This is a genomic window from Paenibacillus sp. AK002 (assembly GCF_053903045.1).
Map to the genome: position 1 here is coordinate 6011412 of NZ_CP096377.1, position 16089 is coordinate 6027500.

Annotated in this window: 17 protein-coding genes and 16 tRNA genes; 1 reads left to right on the forward strand and 32 read right to left on the reverse strand. The window is 51.0% G+C overall.

Annotated elements, in window-relative coordinates; all coding sequences use genetic code 11:
• Positions 1–108: 108 nt before the first annotated feature.
• The 6 genes from yunB to M1D70_RS27045 form a co-directional block, all read right to left on the reverse strand.
• Positions 109–1071, reverse strand: coding sequence for a sporulation protein YunB (gene yunB, locus M1D70_RS27020; RefSeq protein WP_456288437.1), 963 nt, complete (start codon positions 1069–1071; stop codon positions 109–111).
• Positions 1072–1181: 110 nt separating this feature from the next.
• Positions 1182–1535 (reverse strand): ArsR/SmtB family transcription factor, encoded by a 354-nt coding sequence (locus M1D70_RS27025; protein ID WP_456288438.1) that lies wholly within the window; start codon positions 1533–1535, stop codon positions 1182–1184.
• Positions 1536–1538: 3 nt separating this feature from the next.
• The gene (locus M1D70_RS27030; RefSeq protein WP_009591414.1) at positions 1539–1964 is read right to left on the reverse strand and encodes an SRPBCC family protein; all 426 of its coding nucleotides are present in this window, start codon (positions 1962–1964) and stop codon (positions 1539–1541) included.
• A 190-nt stretch (positions 1965–2154) separates the two neighbouring features.
• Positions 2155–2580 carry a DUF1801 domain-containing protein gene (locus M1D70_RS27035; protein WP_009591419.1) on the reverse strand — a complete coding sequence of 142 codons (426 nt, stop codon included), beginning with the start codon at positions 2578–2580 and terminating at the stop codon, positions 2155–2157.
• A gap of 121 nt (positions 2581–2701) precedes the next feature.
• Entirely contained in the window at positions 2702–3502 is an 801-nt protein-coding gene (locus M1D70_RS27040; RefSeq protein ID WP_251498660.1) for a TrmH family RNA methyltransferase, read from the reverse strand.
• 73 nt (positions 3503–3575) lie between these two features.
• Entirely contained in the window at positions 3576–4238 is a 663-nt protein-coding gene (locus M1D70_RS27045) for a potassium channel family protein (RefSeq protein ID WP_456288439.1), read from the reverse strand.
• A gap of 142 nt (positions 4239–4380) precedes the next feature.
• Here M1D70_RS27045 and sspI point away from each other — a divergent pair, with 142 nt between their 5' ends.
• Positions 4381–4617 carry a small acid-soluble spore protein SspI gene (gene sspI / locus M1D70_RS27050; RefSeq protein ID WP_009591415.1) on the forward strand — a complete coding sequence of 79 codons (237 nt, stop codon included), beginning with the start codon at positions 4381–4383 and terminating at the stop codon, positions 4615–4617.
• 82 nt (positions 4618–4699) lie between these two features.
• Here sspI and M1D70_RS27055 read toward each other — a convergent pair whose 3' ends face one another.
• The 26 genes from M1D70_RS27055 to M1D70_RS27180 form a co-directional block, all read right to left on the reverse strand.
• Complete coding sequence (locus M1D70_RS27055) at positions 4700–6280, reverse strand: peptide chain release factor 3 (RefSeq protein ID WP_009591407.1); 1581 nt, start codon at positions 6278–6280, stop codon at positions 4700–4702.
• 120 nt (positions 6281–6400) lie between these two features.
• Positions 6401–7948: a glucose-6-phosphate dehydrogenase gene (gene zwf, locus M1D70_RS27060; RefSeq protein ID WP_009591421.1), complete on the reverse strand. Its 1548-nt coding sequence runs from the start codon at positions 7946–7948 to the stop codon at positions 6401–6403.
• Positions 7949–8085: 137 nt separating this feature from the next.
• Positions 8086–8916: a YwmB family TATA-box binding protein gene (locus tag M1D70_RS27065; RefSeq protein WP_456288440.1), complete on the reverse strand. Its 831-nt coding sequence runs from the start codon at positions 8914–8916 to the stop codon at positions 8086–8088.
• A 286-nt stretch (positions 8917–9202) separates the two neighbouring features.
• Positions 9203–9853 (reverse strand): response regulator, encoded by a 651-nt coding sequence (locus tag M1D70_RS27070; protein WP_036665042.1) that lies wholly within the window; start codon positions 9851–9853, stop codon positions 9203–9205.
• Positions 9831–10904 carry a sensor histidine kinase gene (locus M1D70_RS27075; RefSeq protein WP_009591423.1) on the reverse strand — a complete coding sequence of 358 codons (1074 nt, stop codon included), beginning with the start codon at positions 10902–10904 and terminating at the stop codon, positions 9831–9833. Before M1D70_RS27075 ends, M1D70_RS27070 begins: the two co-directional genes overlap by 23 nt.
• A gap of 42 nt (positions 10905–10946) precedes the next feature.
• On the reverse strand, positions 10947–11591 hold the full coding sequence (liaF, locus tag M1D70_RS27080) for a cell wall-active antibiotics response protein LiaF (protein WP_009591411.1): 645 nt from the start codon (positions 11589–11591) through the stop codon (positions 10947–10949).
• Between the two features lie 169 nt (positions 11592–11760).
• Positions 11761–12447, reverse strand: a complete 687-nt coding sequence (locus tag M1D70_RS27085; RefSeq protein ID WP_009591427.1) for a PspA/IM30 family protein — start codon at positions 12445–12447, stop codon at positions 11761–11763.
• 1 nt (position 12448) lies between these two features.
• A complete protein-coding gene (locus M1D70_RS27090) occupies positions 12449–12937 on the reverse strand; it encodes a PspC domain-containing protein (protein ID WP_036665039.1) in 489 nt (162 codons plus the stop codon).
• A gap of 2 nt (positions 12938–12939) precedes the next feature.
• Positions 12940–13617: a PspA/IM30 family protein gene (locus tag M1D70_RS27095; RefSeq protein WP_009591432.1), complete on the reverse strand. Its 678-nt coding sequence runs from the start codon at positions 13615–13617 to the stop codon at positions 12940–12942.
• Between the two features lie 74 nt (positions 13618–13691).
• Positions 13692–13991: a hypothetical protein gene (locus tag M1D70_RS27100; RefSeq protein WP_009591410.1), complete on the reverse strand. Its 300-nt coding sequence runs from the start codon at positions 13989–13991 to the stop codon at positions 13692–13694.
• 355 nt (positions 13992–14346) lie between these two features.
• Positions 14347–14426, reverse strand: a tRNA-Leu gene (locus M1D70_RS27105).
• A gap of 8 nt (positions 14427–14434) precedes the next feature.
• A tRNA-Arg gene (locus tag M1D70_RS27110) sits at positions 14435–14511 on the reverse strand.
• A gap of 12 nt (positions 14512–14523) precedes the next feature.
• Positions 14524–14597: transfer RNA gene (locus M1D70_RS27115), tRNA-Cys, on the reverse strand.
• A gap of 11 nt (positions 14598–14608) precedes the next feature.
• A tRNA-Gly gene (locus tag M1D70_RS27120) sits at positions 14609–14683 on the reverse strand.
• A 14-nt stretch (positions 14684–14697) separates the two neighbouring features.
• Positions 14698–14772: transfer RNA gene (locus M1D70_RS27125), tRNA-Gln, on the reverse strand.
• Positions 14773–14788: 16 nt separating this feature from the next.
• Positions 14789–14864 (reverse strand) — tRNA-His (locus M1D70_RS27130).
• 26 nt (positions 14865–14890) lie between these two features.
• Positions 14891–14964, reverse strand: a tRNA-Trp gene (locus tag M1D70_RS27135).
• 6 nt (positions 14965–14970) lie between these two features.
• Positions 14971–15055: transfer RNA gene (locus M1D70_RS27140), tRNA-Tyr, on the reverse strand.
• Positions 15056–15059: 4 nt separating this feature from the next.
• Positions 15060–15135: transfer RNA gene (locus tag M1D70_RS27145), tRNA-Thr, on the reverse strand.
• 22 nt (positions 15136–15157) lie between these two features.
• A tRNA-Phe gene (locus tag M1D70_RS27150) sits at positions 15158–15233 on the reverse strand.
• 80 nt (positions 15234–15313) lie between these two features.
• Positions 15314–15390 (reverse strand) — tRNA-Asp (locus tag M1D70_RS27155).
• A 30-nt stretch (positions 15391–15420) separates the two neighbouring features.
• Positions 15421–15497: transfer RNA gene (locus tag M1D70_RS27160), tRNA-Met, on the reverse strand.
• A 76-nt stretch (positions 15498–15573) separates the two neighbouring features.
• A tRNA-Val gene (locus tag M1D70_RS27165) sits at positions 15574–15649 on the reverse strand.
• A 174-nt stretch (positions 15650–15823) separates the two neighbouring features.
• Positions 15824–15898, reverse strand: a tRNA-Glu gene (locus tag M1D70_RS27170).
• Positions 15899–15914: 16 nt separating this feature from the next.
• Positions 15915–16006, reverse strand: a tRNA-Ser gene (locus tag M1D70_RS27175).
• 5 nt (positions 16007–16011) lie between these two features.
• A tRNA-Asn gene (locus M1D70_RS27180) sits at positions 16012–16087 on the reverse strand.
• Between the last annotated feature and the right edge of the window lie 2 nt (positions 16088–16089).

Below are 16089 nucleotides of genomic sequence, written 5' to 3' on the forward strand. Positions count from 1 at the left end.
CAAACCAGGGGCGCGTTTTTCCTTTAAGGACATCCCTCATGACACATAAACGGCCAATCCATGCTGCACGTACACAATACGGTTTGGGAATGAGCGAAAATGAGCGTCCTACTCGCCTGTTCCGCTTCCCTCCGTATGCCCTGGCATGTCGGCGCCGCCCGGCGTAGGCACAAGAGGCGTCGTCGTTCCCTGGGCAGGAGGGTCCGGCGTCGTTGCAGGCGGAATCTCCTGCTGCCCGTCATGGGTGTTCTCGTCCGTTACCGGCGGCGGTATCGCGATGCTCGGTGCGCTTGCCTTATTCTCGCCGACCGCCTTTCCTTGGCCGTCGTAATAATACATCGGCACATCGCCTACCACGAGCAGATACGAGATCGGAATATCGGTCTCCACGATTTGCGGCTCCATGTCAAAAGGAACGACAACCGCTACCTCCGTCACGATGTGGACGAATACCTCCACCAGGATCATATTGATGCCGGCCCCCTGCTGCCTCGTATCCAGCTGAACCTTTACCGCTCCTTGGGGTTCGATCTTTAAAGGTATTTGCGGACCGAATGAAGCGATGATCGGGCTTTTTAACACCTGTCCCAGCGGAATTTGCTCTTTGCGCTTATGGATTTCGTCCAGCGTGCTCTGCACGACCTGCGTCGTATGGGACGTGATTTTTAAATGCTCGGCATAATTCAGCATAAATCCGGTCACTTTGCCCGAGCTGTCCGTTTTCCAGTTGACCAGATTATCAAAATCCTTGCCCTGCGTCACCTGGGAGGTGATCGCTTTATTGATGGCTTCGGTAGCGATCTGCTTAACCCGGATTTGGGCTAAATGCATGATCGGCGGCCGCAGATTCTGCTCGATATACATAAAAAACTCAACGATCCCAAACACAAGGAGCAGAGCGCCGATCAGCCACCATTTTTTTGTGCTTCGCCGTTTGGCAGCCTGAGGACGCCCCCGGCTCTGCGGTACGGGCCGAAAGCCTCTGCGCGGTGGTTTGTAAGCTCTCCTTGGTTTAGGCCACGACAGCGACGGAAAGGCCAAACGCCTGCTTCCCCATCTCTTTCGTCTCATGCTTGGTCCCCCCTATTTACGCCCCGAGGAGCATGTTTACCATGGCAAGCTCTCCTGTATAGAAGGTATGCGGACAAACGGCAAAAAAGAAGAGCAAGGATGGCTTATCCTCACTCTTCTTCCTTAGCGATCTTTGGATCGTTTTCTTGATCTTCCACGTAGTATTTCAGCATCGACAGTTTGTTCTCCCAGAAGCGGTCGAAATAAGACAGCCAATCCTTCAATTCCTTAAGCGGCTCTGCTTGCAGGCGATAGCGGGTCTCGCGTCCAACCTTGCGGTCCTGCACCAGACCCGCTTCCTCCAAAATTCGGAGATGCTTGGACACGGCGGTTCGCGTCATGGAGAAATATCCCGTAATTTCCTTAACCGGCATTTCCTTATCGCTTAACAAGCCGAGCAGCTTACGACGAGTCGGATCTGCGATGGCTTGGTAGACATCATGCTTCGGAGCGGCCTGCGACATCGGTTACGCCTCGACGTATCCCGCAAGCTTCTGAACAATGCCAGCCCAGCCGTTGTCCATGCGGCCTCGAACGATGTCATGCGCTTCCCCGAACTCGGTTACTTGATCCGCTGTCCATCCGCCATGGATGAGCGTGAATTCCGTATGATCTCCCTGCTCCACCAGTTCGAAGGTAACGCTCCAATCCTTGCCCCAGTTAAAAGACAACCGGTTAGGCTCATCAATAAGCGTCACCTTGCATGGTGAATTTCCGAAGGGGCCGGCATTCAATTGAAACTCGAACCCTTCAACCGGTTCAAAATTGTTAGGCATGAACCACGACGAAATCCCTTCAGCCGTGGCTACGGCTTTCCACACCTTCTGGATGGGCGCTTTCAGCACAAGAGTATGACGAATATCCGGCAGCTTGCCGTTTGTTGCGTTGTCCATATCAGTTTCATCCCTCGCTTAAACTTGAAATTATGAAACCATTTGGTTTCCCTTCATGCATTATAGGACACCAAATGGTTTTACGTCAAATCCCAATATTCACCTGTTCGGCGTCACCCTTAGGTCAATCAGACGACTAATCGGCGCAAAGCAGGCACCTTGCCAGCACACCGCACTACTTAACCTCACGTTAGGGTTGATCCGGATAAGTCTTTTTCAGGAACGCGATCGATTCGCGAATCAGCTGCTTCAGCACCTCAACATCAATGTCCGCCACTTTATTGATGTACACGCAGCCTTTCCCTGCCGTATGCTTGCCAAAATTCGTCAGCAGCTCCTCCCGCTGATCATCGCCTGGCGCAAAATACAGGCTGATCTTCGCTTTTCGCGGGGAGAATCCTACAAACGGCGCATCTCCCTCATGCCCGGAGGCGTAACGATAATGGTAGGAGCCGAAACCAATGATGCTCGGTCCCCACATTTTGGCCGCAAAACCGCTCGTTTCTTCAAAAATCTCCAGCAAACGATAGGCATCCTCCCGTTTTTTCGGCGAATCCACTTGCTCGATAAACTCCACCACGCTGTGATCCGTTTCTTTTGTTTTTTGCTCGTACACGGGTTTAACTCCTTTCGAACACGCTTGTTATTATGATCATCCCTGTCAAAAATAAAAAAAGGCCGGTTATGATCAGCAATGTTATCTAATCATTTCCAGCCTAATCGAGCCATTTCTGTCTTTATAGTTCAGCAGCGTACTCCCTCTGCCTTAAAGCCTCGTACATCAATACGGAAGCGGCCATCGCCGCATTCAGCGATTCGGCACGCCCCGGCATGGGGATACGGATGGCATCGTCCACGAGTGCCGCGACCTCAGGCGAGACGCCGCGTCCTTCGCTGCCGATGACGATCCAGCTTGTCCCTTTGAAGTCGTACTCGAAGCATGAGCGCTGTCCTTCCAGCATGGTGGTCACCAATCTGGCTCCCCGTTCCCTGGCTTCCGGCAGGATGCTCAGCAGATCACCCTCCAGCACCGGCAGATGGAACAGGGATCCCATGGTAGAGCGCAGCGTCTTGGGATTGTACAAATCCGCGCAGCCTCGCCCCAGGACCACGCCGGCAGCCCCTACGGCATCGGCGCTTCGTATGATGGTTCCCACATTGCCCGGATCCTGGAGACCGTCGAGAACAACGACCAAACCGTTCTCGCGCAGGATCAGGTCCTGCCATTGCCGCGCTTCCTTGCGAATGACGGCAAACACCTGCTGCGGCGACGGCGTATCGCTGACCTTCGATATGACGGCATGGGATACGCCGATCCATTCGGCACCTTGTCCTGTATCCGTAATATGACGAAGCTCTTGGGGGATGCCCTTGTCCACGTCATAAGCCACGCACTCGATGTCCGCGCCGGACGACAGGGCTTCCTGTACGAGATGAATGCCTTCCACCACATACTTGTTCTGCTTGTCCCGATGTTTTTTCTCCTGCAGCTGTGCCCAGCCCTTCACTCTGGCATTCTGCGGCGATAATATCTCCATTGTTAACCCATCCGTTCTTTACATATATACTCATCAGAGCCCGGGTTCGGCCAGGTATCCGAAGCTGACGGCTTTATTTGGGATAAGCAAGCTCCAGCTTCGTTAAGTCATTCTTATGTCCCACGATGACGAGCACATCGCCTTCCTCAATCCGGTCATCCGGACTTGGCGAAATGTTCATGTCCGCTTCGCTTCGAATCGCCATGACATTGCACCCGAATCGTGCGCGAATATCCAGCTCTCTCAAATTGTGGCCAATCAGCTCGCCTGTAGCCAGCATCTCCATAATGCTGTAGTCGTCCGACAAATCGATATAGTCCAGAATATTCGGCGACACCAGATGGTGGGCAACCCGAAGCCCCATGTCCCGCTCTGGGAAAATCACCTTGTCCGCGCCGATTTTGTTAAGCACTTTTCCGTGCAGCTCATTCTTCGCTTTTACGATAATAGCCGGTACGCCAAGATCCTTCAGAATCAGCGTCGTCAAAATGCTGGATTGAATATCCTCCCCGATAGCCACGACAACCACATCAAAATTCCGAATGCCGAGCGCCCGGAGCGCCTCTTCATCGGTCGAATCCGCCGAAACGGCATGCGTGACCATGCTGGCAGTTTCCTGAATACGCTGTTCGCTCGCATCAACGGCTAATACGTCAAAACCCATGCTGCTCAATTCCTTGGCAACGCTTGTGCCAAAACGCCCCATACCGATTACTGCGTACTGCTTCTTAGCCATTTATATATCCCCCCACGAGCCTAGGTCGATCCTTAATCATCAATGATAACAGTATATCATACTGTCCAGAATACTTGAATGTAACTCCCCTGGAACGGGTACATTACACAATGACCCTTATATAACAAGGAGGAACATTTCGATGTCCATATTGTTAGATCTAAGGCAAGCCGTCATTCATAAAGTCCACAATCAGGACGAAGAAGAGCTGCGCTCCATGATCGAGGGTTCCGTTGACGGGCCTGAAGCCGCCCTGCCGGGACTCGGCGTGATGTTTGAAATGATGTGGAAAGACATGGATGCTGCCCAGCAAAATACCCTTGTCTCTTCCCTTCACGACCATTTGAAAACCGTTACGCCTGGCAATCTTCAGGGATAATCCCGCGCTCAACAAAAAGAACAATCCCCTAAGCCTTCAAGCTGAGGGGATTGTTCTTTATCCTGCATATTTATGCCATCGCTTACGGAGCGGTCTCAAGAAACTGGGCGGTTGGGTTCTTGTCTATGGCGGTTCTCATCGCATACTCATTTTCGAAGAGAACGACATAATTATCCTTCTTGTCTTTCACGAGGGTGGAGTTAATCCGGAACTTGGACGGATCAATGTTGTCGTCCACGAGCCAGCGGGCGAACTGATACGGCATCCGTTGCAGCTGGACATCGACGCCGTACTCCCCCTTCATCCGATACTCGAACACTTCGAACTGGAGCTGACCGACCACCCCGAGAATGGTCTCGTCGAAGCTAACGGTGCGGAATACCTGAATGGTCCCCTCTTCCGTCAATTGGTCAATCCCCTTCTGATATTGCTTATGCTTCAGCGCATTCTTCACGGTTACTTTGGCAAAGATCTCCGGGGAAAACGTCGGAAGCTCGTCGAATACAACCTCGCGTCCTTGGCTGAGGGAATCCCCGATCCGAAAAATCCCCGGGTCAAACAGACCGATAATATCGCCAGGGTATGCTTCCTGCACAATATCTCGATCCTGCGCCAAAAATTGCTGCGGCTGCGCCAGCTTGATTTCCTTGCCTACCCGCACATGCTTCACGCTCATACCGCGTTCGAACTTGCCCGATACGATTCGAAGGAAAGCGATGCGGTCCCGGTGAGCCGGATTCATGTTGGCTTGGATCTTAAATACGTAACCGGAGAATTTCTCATCGGTCGGTTCCACCACGCCTTCCGTGCTGCGGCGCGGCTCCGGCTTCGGCGCAAGCTGGAGGAAGTTTTCAAGAAAGGTCTGGACGCCGAAATTGTTGATCGCACTGCCGAAAAATACAGGCGTTAACTGACCCTGCATCACTTTCTCCAGATCAAACGGGTCGCCGGCAACATCCAGCAGCTCCAGATCCTGACATAACTGGTCATGCAGATAATCGCCAGCCATTTCGCGGATGAGCGGATCTTCATACCCTTCGACCTTCTGCACTTTAATCGTGGAATGGTCGTCCCCTTGGAACAATTCCACCTGATTCTTCACCCGGTCGTACACGCCGCACAGGTCGCGGCCGGAACCGATCGGCCAATTCATCGGTACGGAGCGGATGCCCAGCACCTGCTCAAGCTCCTCCATCAGGTCAAACGGACTGCGTCCTTCGCGGTCGAGTTTGTTGATGAAGGTGAAAATCGGAATGCCCCGCTTCGCGCAGACCTGAAACAGCTTGATGGTCTGGGCCTCGACCCCTTTGGCTACGTCAATCAACATGACGGCGCTGTCGGCAGCCGTCAACGTACGATAAGTATCCTCACTGAAGTCTTGGTGACCCGGCGTATCCAATATATTAATCCGATGCCCTAAATAATCAAATTGCATCACGGACGACGTGACGGAGATTCCCCGCTGCTTCTCGATCTCCATCCAGTCACTCGTTGCATGCTTGCTCGCTTTACGAGCTTTTACCGATCCGGCCAGACGAATGGCGCCCCCGAACAAGAGCAGCTTCTCGGTCAGCGTCGTCTTACCGGCGTCAGGGTGGGAAATAATCGCGAACGTGCGACGCTTATCCACTTCCTGCTGCAGTTCATCTATTAGCTTTGCCATTTCACTTATCCCTTCGTAACTAAAGTCATGTATATCATTGTACCACAATTCATACGCAAATCATCCCCATGCGCCGTGCGCATGAGGATGATTTTTATCGCATAAATTTTAGCTAATCTTCTATTTTTTCAACCACACTACGTTATCCTCAAGCTGACCGTTAACCGGCCACCAGTGGAAGCCGTCTTCCTTCAGCAGCTCATCCGCTTTGTCAGGTCCCCAGGAGCCGGCAGGATACGATTCCAGCTCGCCCTGGTTCTCTCTCCAAGCGCTAGCGATGCGATCCACGAAGGACCAAGCGGAAGCCACTTCGTCCCAACGCGTAAAGTAGGTGGAATCCCCGCGGGCGGCATCATGCAGCAGACGCTCATACGCTTCTGGAGAGTTGATGCCCACGATGCAGCTTTGGCAGAAGTCCATCGCAACCGGAGCGATCTCGGACTCGGAGCCAGGCTTCTTCGCGTTGATCTTCACGTAGATGCCTTCCATCGGGTTGACCCGGATAACGAGCAGGTTAGGCTCCAGGGAATGCTTCTGGCCCAAGTATACGTTCGTTGGCATCCGTTTGAACTCTACGACCACCTCGGTCGTCTTAACCGGAAGCCGTTTGCCCGTGCGGATATAGAACGGTACGCCCGCCCAGCGGAAATTATCCACAAAGACTCTGGCCGCAAAATAGGTTTCCGTATTGGATTCAGGATTCACCTTATCCTCTTCACGGTAAGCCGGCAGATCTTTGCCGCCTGCGGAACCGCTCGTATACTGACCGCGAACCACGTTGTTCTTGACTTCTTCGTTTGAGGCATATGGACGCAGGGAGCGAAGCACCTTCACCTTCTCGTCGCGAATATCTTCTGCGAGCAGACGGCTAGGCGGCTCCATGGCAATCATGGTCAGCAGCTGCAGCATATGGTTTTGACCCATATCCCTGAGTGCGCCCGCATGGTCGTAATAACCTCCCCGCTCCTCGACGCCAACCGTTTCACCAAGCGTGATTTGGATGTTGGCAATATGCTTGTTATTCCAGAGCGGCTCGAAGAAAGCATTCGCAAAACGGATAACCTCGATGTTCTGCACCATTTCCTTCCCGAGGTAATGGTCGATCCGATAGATCTCCTCTTCCTTGAACACTTTACGGATCTCTTCGTTCAGCTTGGCAGCGGACTCCAGATCGTAGCCGAACGGCTTCTCGATCACAAGACGGTTCCAGCCCTCTCCGTCAAGCATGCCGCCCTTCATCAGGTTGAACGATACGCTGCCGAACAATTCCGGTGCAAGCGCGAGATAGAACAAGCGGTTGCCCGGTATATTAAATTTCGTTTCCAATTGCTCCGTTTGTTCGCGGAGCTCACGGAAACCGTCAATATTGTTGATATCTAAAGATTTATATTCAAAATGCTGTGCAAATGCATTCCATTCACTATCCTGTTCCGAACTATATCGGCAGAATTCCTGAATCGAACGATACACGTCCTCCCGAAACTCCTCCTGGGTGCGCGGACGCCGCGCCACGCCGATTACAGCAAAATCCTCATCCAGTTTTCCTTCACGATAAAGACTGTAGATCGCCGGAAACAACTTACGTCTTGCCAAATCACCAGTCGCTCCAAAGATGAAAAATACAGCTCCCGGTGTCTTCATTGTATCTAGATTTTGATTTTCAGCCATGGCTCCTCATTCTTTCTATGAATTATAGTGTATTTTTATGCATCGGCACTTAACTCGATGTGATGACATTTTAGCATATTCATTTCAAGTATGCTATCTCATTCCGTATTTTTTCATCGGAGTTTCAGATATTATTTTCAATATTCTATTGTAATGACAGGAAATCCGATCGTTATTCTACTGCTTTTCTTCACCGAATCTTCATGCACCGCGATCTGCATATGAATCGGCGTGTTGCCACTCTTCACAAAAGTCCCCAGCGAAGGCGCCTCATAGGATCGGCTGATCGTTGTAACATCCGCATAATCCTCAACGGAACGAAGCGGAAGCTTTCGGGCTACGGCCTCTTCTACTTGGGCCATCGTTCCATCCACGCTGCCTGACTTCGTTGCATATCCTTGAATGGACGCATTCCACGTATTCGGTATGCCTGCTTGCTCCATCCGTTCTTGAACATGCTGCTGAAGGCTCATCATTTCCCGGGCCTGCGCTGCTGCCTCTCCGACAAGCATGACTCTGGCATAACTATGGCCTTGCTTCGTGAGGGCCCAATCCAAATGTACGGAGACGCCCGATCGATCGCCTTCCGCTTGGAATACGTCATTTCCTTGAAGCTCGTTCGAGGTAATGCCGGAAAGCCCCATTGCACGAGCCAATTTTTCGGCTGCAGTCTTAGCTTGATCCTTAGAAATCGAATTTATCATTTCGCCTTGAATTTTTACCGTGAGGAGCGCGGAAGGATCCATATGTTCCTGTCCAAGGGCTGCAAGAAGCTCCAAATTGCTTTCGGCTATAGTCCCTGCTTCTGTTGCTCCATTCGCCGTTCCCTTCCAAGCTGACGCCTCTGCCGTTTGCGGAACCGATTCCTCCCCATTGCGTTCCGTTGTTCCCGCAAAACCGGCCATCATCCCTGCTGCCCCGCACAGCAACAACATCATCACAATCAGCTGTAAACGTATCTTCCGCATCGTCAGCCACGCCTCCTCGTACGAATCTATCAATCTAGTAAAAGGATGGCCGCCTCACTTCAGATTTATACCTCGCCATTGAAAATGATCAAGTTATCCTACCGTTTTAAAGAGACCTCCATAACAAAAAAGCCTCCCGATTGGGGAGTCTTTAAGCCTGCCTCTCATTGTTTATATGGATATGTTGATACCCTACGCATCGCATCATGGATCTGTTTAGATCCGCGCTCAGCACCTGGGAACTGTTTATTTCACGTTCATAAGCATAAAAAAGAGCCGGCACTCCTTACTCCGCCAGCCCATTTTTATAAGCGTAAATGGCAGCTTGGGTCCGATCCTCTACCCCCAGCTTGCCCAAAATATTCGTCACGTGAAACTTCACGGTTTTGATGCCTATAATCAAATCATCGGCAATGTCCTGATTGGATTTGCCCTGTGCCAGCAATCGCAGCACTTCCATCTCCCGGTCCGTCAGGTCATTATGCGCTGGCGCTTCATTTTGCGGATGGCGGAAACGATTCATCATCTTCGAAGCGACCTGAGACTCCAGAACCGACTGCCCCCGTGCGGCGGCACGTATAGCATCGGCGACCTCGGAAGCCCGGGAGGTCTTCAGCAGATAGCTGAATGCGCCTGCTTCAATGACCGGATACATCTTCTCATCGTCCAGATAGCTGGTTAGTACGATCACCTTAAGATTCGGAAATTGCTTCATCAGCTCCCGCGTGGTCTCAATGCCGTCCATCCCATCCATGACCAGATCCATCAGCACCACGTCAGGATGATATTCCTGCGCCAGGCGTATGCCTTCCTCGCCGCTGCCCGCTTCGCCTACCACCTCAATGCCGTCTTCGGTGCCAAGCACGGCAGCCAATCCGATCCGCACCATCTCATGATCATCCACCAGCAGTACCTTAATCGGTGCTTCCATCTCCATCCCCCCGTTTGCGTTCTTCGTTTATGAGCGGCACGATAATCTCAATCCGCGTCCCTTTACCCGGGGCCGTGATGAATTGTAACGAGCCGCCGATTTCCGTCACCCGTTCCTGCATGGTCGAAAGACCGTAGGAAGTCTGTTTCTTGTCGTCCAGTTCGAACCCGACCCCGTCATCTCGCAGCATTACCCGAACGGTGTTCTGCCTGCGATGAATCCGGATGTCCATTTTTTCCGCCTTCGAGTGCCGAAGCGTATTCGACATGGCCTCCTGAATAATGCGGAACAGATGATTTTCGATCCCTTTAAGCAAATGTATGTCATCGTCCATCTCAAACGTAATTTCCATAGGTACTTTGATCCGCAATTCCGTGATCAAATCCCGCAGCCCCTGCTCCAGTGCTTTTCCTTCGAGATAAACCGGCCTCAGATGAAGGAGAAGCGCCCTCATCTCGGACTGTGCCACAGCCGACATTTCCTCAATCAGAGCCACCTGGCGCTGCGCTTTGTCAAAATCCTTATCCAGCGTCCTGCCCACAGCTGTTGCCGTCATCGAGATGGCAAACAGCTGCTGAGAAACCGCATCATGGAGCTCGCGCGCCAGACGCTGTCTCTCTTCCACGATCGCCGTAACCCTGGCCTGCTCGGCTAGCTGGGCATTGTTCGTGGATAACCGCTGCAGGGAAGACACCTGATCCTCCCAGCGCTTGCTGATCTTCACCAGCTGTTCTCCAAGCCGGCCCACTTCGTCTTCGCCGATGTCCGGCATGACGTCCGTCAGACTCCCTTTTTCCCAGTTCACGAGTGTTTCCCTAACGAGATCGACCCGCCGTTTTACCCGGTATCCCTGGAAGAAGCCATAAATCGCTCCCAGCCCGATCGGCAGCAATACCAGGGTTATGCCTGCCTCGATCCGGTTCTTCCACGTCTCAAACGGTCGAAGATAACCATATGTATATAATAAATAAAGGACAACGAGCATGACAACCAATCCCAGAAGGGTCCCCTCACGCATACTTCGGGTAATGATATTTGCTTTCTTTTCCGTTTCCACGGGGCAACCCTCCTGAATGGTATACACAAAACAATACGTTTATTATGTCATTCTTATATTCAAATCTCCGCCTAAATAAGAAACGATAAATTTCACTTTATATTCGCTGGTCTCATAATTGGGCGATTGATATTTCACTCGGTTCAATATGCCGGTTTCCTTCCGGTCGTCCATATGAATCGATCCAAACAAGATGAATGCTTCGATCTCCACCCCGTAATAGTCCGGAATCATCAGATCGATATCACCGAGCATTCCGTGGAACATGAGCACCGTTTGCCGTTCTTCGGGAAGCGCCAGGGACAGATCCACATCCGCTTCTCCGAGCACATGCCACACGCTCAAGCTGCGCATCACCCAGGGTGCACGGTCCCAGTCAAAGTTGGACATAAAGTTCTGCTTCTGAATATATCTGGTCGTGGTATGGGCCCGTTTGGACTTGCCGTAGAAAATACCCAGCGATATCAAACTGACGCCAATAATCAACATAAGATGCTCGAGCAGCAGCAGCACGGCTCCGACGCCGAGCAGAATGTACCCCTTCTTCACATGGCCTTGCCTGATCTGAAGGACGCCCGCGAAGATGAGCAACAGGGCGACAATGGTGAAGAAACCAAACCATCGGCCGAAAAGCATAATAAAACCCAAGCTGATTAAACCTACTGCTATCCAGCGGTTTCTGTCCATGTCGCACCTCCTTGATGACCAAGATATAAGCTCGGAAAAGCCATATCAGTGAGATGTTCCCCACTGTATGGCTTTGCCTGTACTATACGACAATCTCATTCGTATAGCATATCATATGAACACGGTATTCGAATACGCTTTGTTCTTATTTTGCTGACTTGCTAAGGAATTACTCGGATTTCGAGGGTTTCCCCATTTTGTTTTTCAGCGCTTGCAGCTGCTCATCCACCTTCAGTTGCTTCTCAGCATCCACTGGACTTGTGTATGCTGCGTTGTTAGGGCGGTATGGTGCGCGAAGCACATCAGCTTCAGCTTCCATTTGCATGATTTTTTCTTCCATGCGGTGGAAGCCCATCGAAGCACTGCCGCTTTCAATGGTGTGCAGGCTGCTCACTTGAGACATTTGCTTCTTCGCTTTCGCCATTTGAGCGCGAGCTACAAGCTCATTGCGCTTGTTGCGCATTTTGTAGAACTCGTCTTTCATTTCATGCAGCTGAGCAACAAGCTCTTTCGCTTGAGCCTCGGATTGCAGGTGAAGTTCCACGTACTCGGTTTCTTTTTGATCGAAATAGATCTTTTCTTCAAGCAGCTTGCGAGCCACTTCTTCTTGACCGTTTTTCAGAGCCAATTCCGCCTGAGCTTCACGTTGTGCCGCCATCTTCACAGCCTCATCGACGCGCTGCTTCATGCGACGCTCATTTGCCATTTGCTTCGCAACCGTTACCTCAGCTTCATGAATTTCTGCCTCCATGTCGCGCAGGTACTGGTTCAGCATTACGATCGGATCCTCCACTTTATCCAGCAGCTCGTTCACCGATGCTTTCGTCATATCCTTGATTCTTTTAAATACTCCCATGTTATTTATCTCCCTTCTCATAGTTCGAAAGTTTTTTCTTCAATTCTTCGATTTCTTTTTGCATGGCTTTTCTTTCAATATCCTTCATCATCGCATCCAGATCGGAATCGGTGGACGCGTTCGTTCTTGTGCCGTTGGGACGGTCATATTTGGGACCAAAGCTTCCATGCTCATTAGGATTAGGGTAGCCTTGATGACGTCCATAAGCGTCATTGTAGCTGTTGTAGCCTGGCCCCGGGCCCGGATGGTCGTTGTAACGGTATCCGCCGCCATGTCTTCCTTGCGGTCCGTACGGATCGTGATAATACGGCTCTTTAGGAACGACGAGGGTTGCAATCAGATAGATCAACAGCGTTGTACCGCCTGTGAAAAAGATACTGACTACAAATATGATTCTAAGTAGGGTAGATTCGACTCCGAAATGATCGGATATACCGCCGATCAACCCTGTGAACATCTTGTCTCGGGTGGAACGGTACAATCTTGTCATGGTTACTCCTTTCCGCTGTTATTCAGCTTTTGCTTCAAGCGGGCAAGTTCCTTTTCCAATACCGTGGAGACGGATTCTCCAGCCTGATCCATGTATTCCTGCCCCATGCGGCGTAAATCGCGAAGGCTTCTGGCTTCCAGTTCCCAGTCGCTGATACGGTCCTCGAGGCGATTGAACATCTTCGGTACATCATGACCCCCGCCATAGGATCCCGTACGTTCATTCATTTTTTGCTGAAGACGAAGGGTTTCCACTCGGGCAACATAATACTGGCGTTTGCTGTAGACCGTCTGATATTCCATCCGCAGCTCACCGAGCTGCTCCTCGATTTCTTTCAACGACTCCAGGCTTGAGGATAACAGGCCTTGATACTGTTCAATCTTTTCCTCATAAATCAGCTTCTCCTGCAATGCCAGCTTGGCAAGATGCTCTTCGCCGGCCTTCAAGGCAAGCAGTGCCTGCTCTTCGCGTTTAAATCGCATGGTTTCCGCTTGATCCACCTGCTGTTTCAGCTGTCTGGAATGTACTTGGCATTGCTGCTGCAGCTTCTCGGCCTCAGCAATGTCCTGTCTGGTTGAATGTAGGAACTGGTCGATCAATCGAACCGGATCCTGGCTCTGCTCGAGCTTTTCATTCAATGTTGCTACGGTTATGTCTCTTATCCGCCGGAAAACACTCATATCGGCTTAGCCCTCCTCATCTATCATGATCTGATCTGTTGTTTATGCAGGTTATATAATGTAGTGGTTCCTTATCAATAACGGGGTCTTCCATTCTTCAATCGGGACACTCCGTAGATGATTAAGATAACACCAAGGATCGGACCGATCAGCCAAGACAGTTTACCCATCAACCAGATGATGCCGATACCGAGAATGATCCATCCCATCAAGGTATTGCCTCTTCGAATTCCGTAGTATCCCAAAGCAACCATCAGTATCGGAATTAGAAGACTGAACAACCATCCAAGCAGAGGACCGAATACTCCCAGAAGAACCAAGATCCCTAAACCAATCAACAGGATACTCATTCCATTGCCTTTTGAATTCCTCATTTATACACCGCCTTTCTGTTGTTTGATCGTTGTTTCATTTGTTCAACCTTATGACTCTATTCTAGGTAATTTCGAGTTTGACTAAAACGGCCTGTGGACGGTTTTTGGACCTAGACCTAAGGCGGGGCTTCCTATAGACCTACGTCCAACCCCTGGACTGGTCTGCAGTTTTTTGCGTTTTATCCATGAACGGACACCCTCCTGCTACGGTATCACTTATTGAAGGAACATCGATCTACAGGAGAACGATCTTCAGCAGCTGTGATTGGGAGTGGACTTGTCGTGCGGATGCTTCGATGGAGAGACAACAAAAAAAGGAATGCAGACGTTGATCGTCTACATTCCTTTTGATTGATGCCGGTGAAGGGACTCGAACCCCCACGGTTTCCCTCACGATTTTGAGTCGCGCGCGTCTGCCAATTCCGCCACACCGGCTTACACAATGGCGTGCCCTAAGAGATTCGAACTCCTGACCTTTTGATTCGTAGTCAAACGCTCTATCCAGCTGAGCTAAGGGCACATATGGTTGTTATGGAGGCGCCACCCAGATTCGAACTGGGGATAAAGCTTTTGCAGAGCTGTGCCTTACCACTTGGCTATGGCGCCAGAAATAAAAATGGAGCGGACGACGGGAATCGAACCCGCGACCCTCGCCTTGGCAAGGCGATGCTCTACCGCTGAGCCACGTCCGCAAACATAAAATCAATGGCTGGGGATATAGGATTCGAACCTATGCATGACGGAGTCAAAGTCCGTTGCCTTACCGCTTGGCTAATCCCCAATATGATTTTGTAATATGGGGCGATCGAGGGGAATTGAACCCCCGAGTGCCGGAGCCACAATCCGGTGCGTTAACCACTTCGCCACGACCGCCATATTGTATTAAAAATTGATTCGATTGGCAGGGGCAGCAGGAATTGAACCCACACTAACGGTTTTGGAGACCGCTGTTCTACCTTTAAACTATGCCCCTAAAAACTGGTGGAGGATGATGGATTCGAACCACCGAACTCGAAGAGAGCAGATTTACAGTCTGCCGTGTTTAGCCACTTCACTAATCCTCCAGAATGGTGCCGGCGAGAGGACTTGAACCCCCAACCTACTGATTACAAGTCAGTTGCTCTACCAATTGAGCTACACCGGCGTATAAAATTATAAAAGGTACATGGTGGCTCGGGACGGAATCGAACCGCCGACACGAGGATTTTCAGTCCTCTGCTCTACCGACTGAGCTACCGAGCCATAGAGCTCATTTCGGACTTTGACGAATCCCATATCGGATACGCATCTCATCCCAAAGTCATCTATGAAACTTGTAAAAATGGCGGAACTGACGGGATTCGAACCCGCGATCTCCTGCGTGACAGGCAGGCATGTTAGGCCTCTACACCACAGTTCCACGAGGCACTATCGCTATTGCGATATAAATTGGTTGCGGGGGCAGGATTTGAACCTACGACCTTCGGGTTATGAGCCCGACGAGCTACCGAACTGCTCCACCCCGCGTCATTAAAAGGGTTGCTTGTATGGGGTCCCCTGAATTACCTGCGAAGCATGAGCTTCACTTTATGGGGATGAATTATGGTGGAGGCTGAGGGGATCGAACCCCCGACCCTCTGCTTGTAAGGCAGATGCTCTCCCAGCTGAGCTAAGCCTCCGTAACAAAGCGACTTTTATCATACCAAAATCTGATATAAGAAGCAAGTGTTTTTTAAGAAAGTGGTGACCCGTAGGGGATACTCTCACTTCGTTCGAGACTGCGAAGTCTATGCTTACGAAGTTATCCTCCGACGAACCGACGGGATTCTCATCCCCTGATGCATTAAAGAAAGTGGTGACCCGTAGGGGATTCGAACCCCTGTTACCTCCGTGAAAGGGAGGTGTCTTAACCCCTTGACCAACGGGCCTTGCTTAAAATTATAATGGCGGAGAGAGAGGGATTCGAACCCTCGAGACGCTTTTGGCGCCTACACGATTTCCAATCGTGCTCCTTCGGCCAACTCGGACACCTCTCCATAAATGGCTCCCCGAACAGGACTCGAACCTGTGACAACTCGATTAACAGTCGAGTGCTCTACCAACTGAGCTATCAGGGAAC